This is a genomic window from Streptomyces sp. NPDC054847 (assembly GCF_053610925.1).
This window is the reverse complement of the sequence record NZ_JBSGZJ010000397.1, coordinates 1-6,571: the sequence shown is the minus strand read 5'-3', so window position 1 is coordinate 6,571 and position 6,571 is coordinate 1. Positions and strand designations below refer to the sequence as shown.

Below are 6,571 nucleotides of genomic sequence, written 5' to 3'. Positions count from 1 at the left end.
GCGGGGCCGGGCCTCGGGGCGCGGTCGGGATCAGGCCGCGGTGAGTTTCACCCCGTGCTCGGCGGCGAGGCGGTGGAGGTCCTCCAGCTCCGCCTGCTCGACGTCAGCGAGGAAGTCGTCGCCCGTCTCCCGGGCGACCGTCAGGTCGTCCTCGGCGGCCTTTATGCGCTGCAGCAGTCCGGCAGTGAAAGCGTCCATGATGCGCCCCCTCGTCGTAGGTCGGTGGCACGGGGGTGTGCCGACGGTGGGTTGATCAACCCTGGAACAGGTCGTGGTGCGCCACACACAGGGCGTGATCGGGATGTGCAGTCGTCCTCCCCAGGCCTTCCCGGGTGGAAACCTCAACTGTCCCGGAAATCCTCCTTATTCCGCGGTGCGGTTGTCGAGCCTGTTCGCCTTACAGCCGGTTTACGCGCGTAACGGGCAGGATGGAGCCGCACAGTCAGTGCCCAGACCTGCCCTGTCACGGTGACGGGGCTCCCGAGAGAGGAAGTCGACGTGCGCGTACTCGTCGTCGAGGACGAGCAGCTGCTCGCCGATGCGGTGGCCACCGGGCTGCGCCGGGAGGCCATGGCGGTCGACGTCGTGTACGACGGCGCCGCCGCCCTCGAGCGCATCGGGGTCAACGACTACGACGTGGTGGTGCTCGACCGCGACCTCCCCCTGGTCCACGGGGACGACGTCTGCCGCAGGATCGTCGAGCTGGGCATGCCGACCCGGGTGCTGATGCTGACGGCCTCCGGGGACGTGAGCGACCGCGTGGAGGGCCTGGAGCTCGGCGCCGACGACTATCTGCCCAAGCCGTTCGCGTTCACCGAGCTCACCGCACGTGTGCGTGCCCTCGGGCGGCGTACGACGGTGCCGCTGCCGCCGGTGCTGGAGCGTGCCGGCATCAAGCTCGATCCGAACCGCCGCGAGGTCTTCAGGGACGGCAGGGAGATCCAGCTGGCCCCCAAGGAGTTCGCGGTCCTCGAGGTCCTGATGCGCAGCGAGGGCGCGGTCGTCTCGGCCGAGCAACTGCTGGAGAAGGCCTGGGACGAGAACACGGACCCGTTCACCAACGTGGTGCGGGTGACCGTGATGACCTTGCGCCGCAAGCTCGGCGAACCGCCCGTGATCGTCACGGTGCCCGGTTCCGGTTACCGGATCTGATCGCGTGGCCAGCGTTCCCGCGCCGCCGGAGGCGCCTCCGAAGCCGACCTGGGACCCCAGGGAGCCGGGCCGTCCCTGGTTGCGCCCCACCATCCGGATACGGCTCACGCTGTTGTACGGCGGGATGTTCCTGATCGCGGGCATCCTGCTGCTGTCGATCATCTACCTCTTCACCGCGCAGGCGCTGCACGTCGGCGTCGCGGATCTGCCCTTCAAGATCGTCGAGGGCAAGGTCCAGCCCACCACGGACTGGTGCACGCTCCCGGAGGAGGGTTCCGGCGAGCAGTTCAACCAGGCCGTCTCCGCCTGTCTCCAGCACCAGCGCGAACTGGCGCTGGACGACCTGCTGCGCCGCTCCCTGTTCGCCCTGCTCGGCCTGAGCATCATCGCGTTCGCCTTCGGCTACGCGATGGCCGGCCGGGTGCTGTCGCCGCTGGGCCGGATCACCCGCACCGCGCGCCAGGTGGCCGGTTCCGACCTCTCGCGCCGGATCGAGCTGGACGGACCCGACGACGAGCTCAAGGAGCTCGCCGACACCTTCGACGAGATGCTGGACCGACTGGAGCGGGCCTTCACCGCCCAGCAGCGGTTCGTGGCGAACGCCTCGCACGAACTGCGCACGCCCCTCGCGATCAATCGCACGCTGCTCGAGGTGCACCTCTCCGATCCGGGAGCTCCCGTGGAGCTCCAGCAGCTCGGCAAGACGCTGCTGGCCACCAACGAGCGCAGCGAGCAGCTTGTCGAGGGCCTGCTGCTGCTCGCCCGCAGCGACAACCAGATCGTCGAGCGCAAGCCGGTGGACCTGGCGGAGGTGGCCTCACGCGCCATGGACCAGGTCCGCTCGGAGGCGGAGGAGACGGGCGTGGAGGTGCGGGGCGAGCGCCGGGCCGCGATCGTCCAGGGCAACGGCGTGCTGCTGGAGCGGATCGCGCTGAACCTCGTGCAGAACGCCGTCCGGTACAACGTGCCGGGCGGCTGGGTGGAGGTGACCACGGAGGTCGAGCACGGCCAGGCAGTGCTGCTGGTGACCAACACCGGACCGGTGGTTCCCGCGTACGAGATCGACAACCTCTTCGAGCCGTTCAGGCGCCTGCGTCAGGAGCGCACGGGCAGCGACAAGGGGGTCGGCCTGGGCCTTTCCATCGCGCGATCGGTGGCCCGCGCCCACGGCGGCCGCATTTCCGCGGTGCCGCGCGAGGGGGGCGGGCTGGTGATGCGTGTCACTCTTCCGGTCTGAGTTCCTGAGCCGATGTTCGCTTTAAGCGGAATTTTCGGAAACGGCATCCGGCGAATCCATGTGCGATCAATCACACGGGACGAATCGGATCCATCTACGCTGCGTGATCGATCATCGTGCGGAAAGCCGGTAAAAGCCCGGGTTTCCGGGGGGTGACATCACGGGAAGTACACGGGGTGGCGCTCGTGAAGCACGCTTGCGGACCGTGTACGGTCCCCATCGCCATCCAACCCGATCACTCCCGAGGGGTCCGGTTGGGTGTCGATTGAGTAACAGACCTTGATGTGAGGCAAAATCTCCGCCTCAGGTCGGGCACAAGTCCGGCCTCTCACGCGTTACGTGCGCTGAGACACCGCAACCACCCAGAGGGGGAGAGCGACATGGCAACGGACTACGACACCCCACGCAAGACCGACGACGACGTCGATTCGGACAGCCTTGAGGAACTGAAGGCCCGGCGGAACGACAAGTCCACCTCGACCGTCGACGTCGACGAGTTCGAGGCCGCGGAGGGCATGGAGCTCCCCGGGGCCGACCTGTCCAACGAGGAGCTCGCCGTCCGGGTCCTGCCCAAGCAGGCCGACGAGTTCACCTGCATGAGCTGCTTCCTCGTGCATCACCGCAGCCAGCTGGCGCGCGAGAAGAACGGCCAGCCCATCTGCCGCGACTGCGACTGAGGCAGGGCCGCCAGTGGCAGGCGAGAAACCGTCCGGGAAGCGGCGCTTCCGGCGTCATGGACAGCCGGAGGCGCACCAGGGCGGTACGGGCCCCTCACAGGACGCCGCGGCGTCCCCGGAGGACTTGTCCGCGCTGCTGCCGTACGACGCGACCGAGGGTGTGGAGCGAGGCCTGCCGGCCTCGCTCGGAACCACCGGCCAGGCAGGGTCCCCGACCAGGGCCCGACGCCTGGCCGCGGTCACGAAGGGCGTCGTCAAGGGCGGCGAGAGCGCGAGGGCGGGCCTCGTCCGGCGGGGACAGGGCGCGCGCACCAGGCTCGTGAGGAGCAAGGAGAGCGCCAAGGCGGCGCTCGCGCACATCGCCGACGTGCTGATCGACAACGCGCCGCGTATCCCGGTGCGTGATCTGGAGAAGCTGCGCAGGCAGTTTCCCGGCCTCTCCCCCGAGCAGCTTGCCGACAAGCTGGTCGCGGGAGCGGCCAACGCCACATCCACAGTGGGCGCCGGTATCGGCGCCGCCGCGATGATGCCCGTGCCGCCGGCGATGCCGACCGAGCTCGCGGCGGAGATCGTCGGCGTCGCCGCCATCGAGCTGAAGCTCATCGCCGAGCTCCACGAGGTTTACGGGGTGCGGCCGCCCGGCGGCCTCAAGGACCGCAGCACCGCGTATCTGAACGCCTGGTCCCAGGAGCGCGGAATCGAGGTCACCAAGCCCTCGACGTACAACGTCTCGATGGGCGGACAGCTCAAGCGCCAACTGCGCCAGCAGATCATGAAGCGCATGGTCCGCAATCTTCCGAACCTGATGCCGTTCATGGTCGGCGCCGCCGTCGGCGCCGTGATGAACCGCCGGGACACCAGGAAGCTCGCCGACCGTATCCGCGCCGACCTGCGCAACAGGCAGGTCCCGTGGGACGCGCTACCCGCGCTGCCGCCCCTGGAGCAGCCGCAGCACCCCATCCAGCACCCGCAACTGCCCCTGGGACCGAGCGGCGCCTGACCGACGGCGGACCGGGCCCTACGCCGCGCGGACGGCCGTCAGGGCGGCGGCCAGCGCCTGCGGGTCCCGTGTCGACAGATAGACGTACGGCGTCGGGTCCTCCGGATCGGTGATCTCGATCCGTACAGCCGTCGGGATGTAGCTGCGCAGCAGCATGAAGGCCCGTGGATCGGCCTTGTGGAGCCGCCAGGCCCGCGCCTCCTCCGCGTCGAGCACCTCAGGCTCGCCGAGCGCGGAGACCGGGATCCGCGCGTCCCCGGCGACGAGGGAGCCGGCCACCACCCGGATCCGGGCCGAGCCGTAGGAGCTGACCAGCGCCGACGCCAGAGCGCCCGCGGCGATCACCCCGCCCAGCATCGGCAGGGGCCCCAGCGGCAGCAGGATCAGACCGCCGGAGAGGGCGACGAGGGCGGTGACGGCCCACCAGGCTCGGGGCGCGGTCAGACGTTCTGCGTACTGCGGGGCGGAAGGCTGCATGAATCCAAGCTTGGCACGGTGCGACCTGCGGGTAGCCGCGCGGGTAAGGTCTGCGCCTGTGAGCAACGCGAACTCCCGGGGGGCGACCCCCGAACCCCCGGCCGGTTCCTCGGCCCTGACCCCGCCGGCCGACGCCACGGCGCCGGTGCGGCACCCCGACGCGCCCGCCCCGGGTGAACTCCTCGGCGCGCACTACGGGCACTGCTTCGGGTGCGGCGGGCAGCAGCCCCACGGCCTGCACCTCGAGGCACGGGCACAGGATGGCGTCCGCGTCACCGCCGAGTTCACCGTCAAGGCCGCGCACCAGGGCGCCCCCGGTCTCGCGCACGGCGGGGTGCTCGCCTCCGCGCTCGACGAGACGCTCGGCTCGCTGAACTGGCTGCTGCGGGTCATCGCGGTCACCGGCAAGCTCGAGACCGACTTCGTGCGGCCCGTGCCGGTCGACACCGTGCTGCACCTCGACGCCGAGGTCACCGCCGTCGCCGGCCGCAAGATCTACTCGACCGCCACCGGACGCATCGGAGGTCCCGACGGGCCGGTGGCCGTGCGGGCGTCCGCCCTGTTCATCGAGGTCAAGGTCGACCACTTCATCGAGAACGGCCGCCCCGCCGAGATCCAGGCCGCAATGGCCGACCCCGACCAGGTCCGGCGCGCACGCGCCTTCGAGGTGAACCCCTGATGCGTGATCCCGTCGACGTGCTCATCCGCCGCGTGCGCCCCGAGGTGCCGCTTCCTGCCTACGGTCACCCGGGCGACGCGGGCGCCGATCTGGTGACGTGCGAGGCCGCCGAACTCGCCCCCGGTGAGCGTGCCGTGCTGCCCACCGGAGTGTCGATCGCCCTGCCCGACGGGTACGCGGCCTTCGTTCACCCCCGGTCCGGGCTCGCCGCCCGCTGCGGAGTCGCCCTCGTGAATGCCCCAGGGACGATTGATGCCGGGTACCGTGGGGAAATCAAGGTGATCGTGGTCAATCTCGATCCACGCGAGAGCGTGCGGTTCGAACGGTTCGACCGGATCGCCCAACTGGTCGTCCAGCAGGTCGAGAAGGTGCGCTTCCACGAGGTGGCGGAGCTTCCCGGTTCTGCGCGGGCCGAGGGGGGCTTCGGGTCCACCGGCGGTCATGCCGCCGTGGACGGCTCTACGGGTGGGAATCGATACGCTTCGGTCGTATCCGACCGGGAAGGACAGTGACGTGTTCGGACGTCGCAAGAAGAGTGGTTCCGCCGGGGACGCGGCGGACGCAGCGGACGGCGCCGAGCGAGTCGCCGACGAGTCTGCCGAGCTCGGCACGGAAGCCGGGGACAGCGGCGCCCGCCGGGTGAACCTCCCGCCGGCGCCCCGGCCCGACGGCCCCTGGGACGTCTCCGAGGTCTCCAGGCCCGGCGAGGGCCGGGTCGACCTCGGCGGTCTGTTCGTGCCCGGGGTCGAGGGCATGGAACTGCGGGTCGAGGTCGCCGGTGACGCCATCGTCGCGGCCACCGTCGTGCTGCGCGACAGCGCCGTACAGCTCCAGGCCTTCGCGGCGCCCAAGAAGGAGGGCATCTGGGGCGAGGTCCGCGAGGAGATCGCCTCCGGTATCACCCAGCAGGGCGGCATCATCGACGAGGTCGAGGGCCCGCTCGGCTGGGAGCTGCGCGCCCAGGTGCCCGTACAGCTCCCGGACGGCACCGGCGGTGTGCAGCTGGTGCGCTTCGTCGGCGTCGACGGCCCCCGCTGGTTCCTGCGCGGAGTGATCTCCGGGCAGGGCGCGGTGCAGCCGCAGGCGGCCGGTCTGCTCGAGCAGATCTTCAGGGACACCGTCGTGGTGCGCGGCGAAGGCCCGATGGCGCCTCGTGACCCGATCGTCCTCAAGCTGCCGGAAGACGCGCAGATGGTGCCCGAGGGCGTTCAGCAGGAGGAGCAGGAAGGCTCCCGGTTCTCCGGGGGCATGGGCCAGCTCCAGCGCGGCCCCGAGATCACCGAGGTGCGCTGACAGCGGTCGGCGACCTCGCACGACAGCGTTGTGGCCCGTGGGCCCGCACCCCCGGG

General features: G+C 70.6%; 9 protein-coding genes. 7 read left to right on the top strand and 2 right to left on the bottom strand.

All coding sequences use genetic code 11. The features are described from left to right. Positions 1–30: 30 nt before the first annotated feature. Positions 31–198 carry a hypothetical protein gene (locus ACWGH4_RS28345; protein ID WP_441266626.1) on the bottom strand — a complete coding sequence of 56 codons (168 nt, stop codon included), beginning with the start codon at positions 196–198 and terminating at the stop codon, positions 31–33. 300 nt (positions 199–498) lie between these two features. Here ACWGH4_RS28345 and ACWGH4_RS28340 point away from each other — a divergent pair, with 300 nt between their 5' ends. The 4 genes from ACWGH4_RS28340 (at position 499) to ACWGH4_RS28325 (ending at position 4,066) form a co-directional block, all read left to right on the top strand. Continuing rightward, positions 499–1,152 carry a response regulator transcription factor gene (locus ACWGH4_RS28340; RefSeq protein ID WP_005310963.1) on the top strand — a complete coding sequence of 218 codons (654 nt, stop codon included), beginning with the start codon at positions 499–501 and terminating at the stop codon, positions 1,150–1,152. A gap of 4 nt (positions 1,153–1,156) precedes the next feature. Continuing rightward, positions 1,157–2,389 carry a sensor histidine kinase gene (locus ACWGH4_RS28335; protein WP_453465935.1) on the top strand — a complete coding sequence of 411 codons (1,233 nt, stop codon included), beginning with the start codon at positions 1,157–1,159 and terminating at the stop codon, positions 2,387–2,389. A gap of 380 nt (positions 2,390–2,769) precedes the next feature. Then, positions 2,770–3,066: a DUF4193 domain-containing protein gene (locus ACWGH4_RS28330; protein ID WP_005310959.1), complete on the top strand. Its 297-nt coding sequence runs from the start codon at positions 2,770–2,772 to the stop codon at positions 3,064–3,066. Positions 3,067–3,079: 13 nt separating this feature from the next. Beyond that, a complete protein-coding gene (locus ACWGH4_RS28325) occupies positions 3,080–4,066 on the top strand; it encodes a hypothetical protein (protein WP_453465933.1) in 987 nt (328 codons plus the stop codon). Between the two features lie 18 nt (positions 4,067–4,084). Here ACWGH4_RS28325 and ACWGH4_RS28320 read toward each other — a convergent pair whose 3' ends face one another. Then, positions 4,085–4,543 carry a DUF3093 domain-containing protein gene (locus ACWGH4_RS28320; RefSeq protein ID WP_441266623.1) on the bottom strand — a complete coding sequence of 153 codons (459 nt, stop codon included), beginning with the start codon at positions 4,541–4,543 and terminating at the stop codon, positions 4,085–4,087. Between the two features lie 58 nt (positions 4,544–4,601). On the opposite strand from ACWGH4_RS28320, the gene ACWGH4_RS28315 reads away from it, so the two are divergent. From ACWGH4_RS28315 to ACWGH4_RS28305, 3 genes are read left to right on the top strand one after another with little or no spacing between them, the layout of a single operon-like run. Further along, the gene (locus ACWGH4_RS28315) at positions 4,602–5,222 is read left to right on the top strand and encodes a hotdog domain-containing protein (RefSeq protein ID WP_441266622.1); all 621 of its coding nucleotides are present in this window, start codon (positions 4,602–4,604) and stop codon (positions 5,220–5,222) included. Continuing rightward, on the top strand, positions 5,222–5,734 hold the full coding sequence (gene dut / locus ACWGH4_RS28310; protein WP_453465930.1) for a dUTP diphosphatase: 513 nt from the start codon (positions 5,222–5,224) through the stop codon (positions 5,732–5,734). Before ACWGH4_RS28315 ends, dut begins: the two co-directional genes overlap by 1 nt. A gap of 1 nt (position 5,735) precedes the next feature. Beyond that, on the top strand, positions 5,736–6,515 hold the full coding sequence (locus ACWGH4_RS28305) for a DUF3710 domain-containing protein (protein ID WP_364589124.1): 780 nt from the start codon (positions 5,736–5,738) through the stop codon (positions 6,513–6,515). Positions 6,516–6,571: the final 56 nt, after the last annotated feature.

Excerpts from the sequence above, each read along its gene's own strand:
- ACWGH4_RS28345 (WP_441266626.1), bottom strand. The coding sequence starts at position 198 with ATGGACGCTTTCACTGCCGGACTGCTGCAGCGCATAAAGGCCGCCGAG.
- ACWGH4_RS28330 (WP_005310959.1), top strand. The coding sequence starts at position 2,770 with ATGGCAACGGACTACGACACCCCACGCAAGACCGACGACGACGTCGAT.
- ACWGH4_RS28320 (WP_441266623.1), bottom strand. The coding sequence starts at position 4,543 with ATGCAGCCTTCCGCCCCGCAGTACGCAGAACGTCTGACCGCGCCCCGA.
- dut (WP_453465930.1), top strand. The coding sequence starts at position 5,222 with ATGCGTGATCCCGTCGACGTGCTCATCCGCCGCGTGCGCCCCGAGGTG.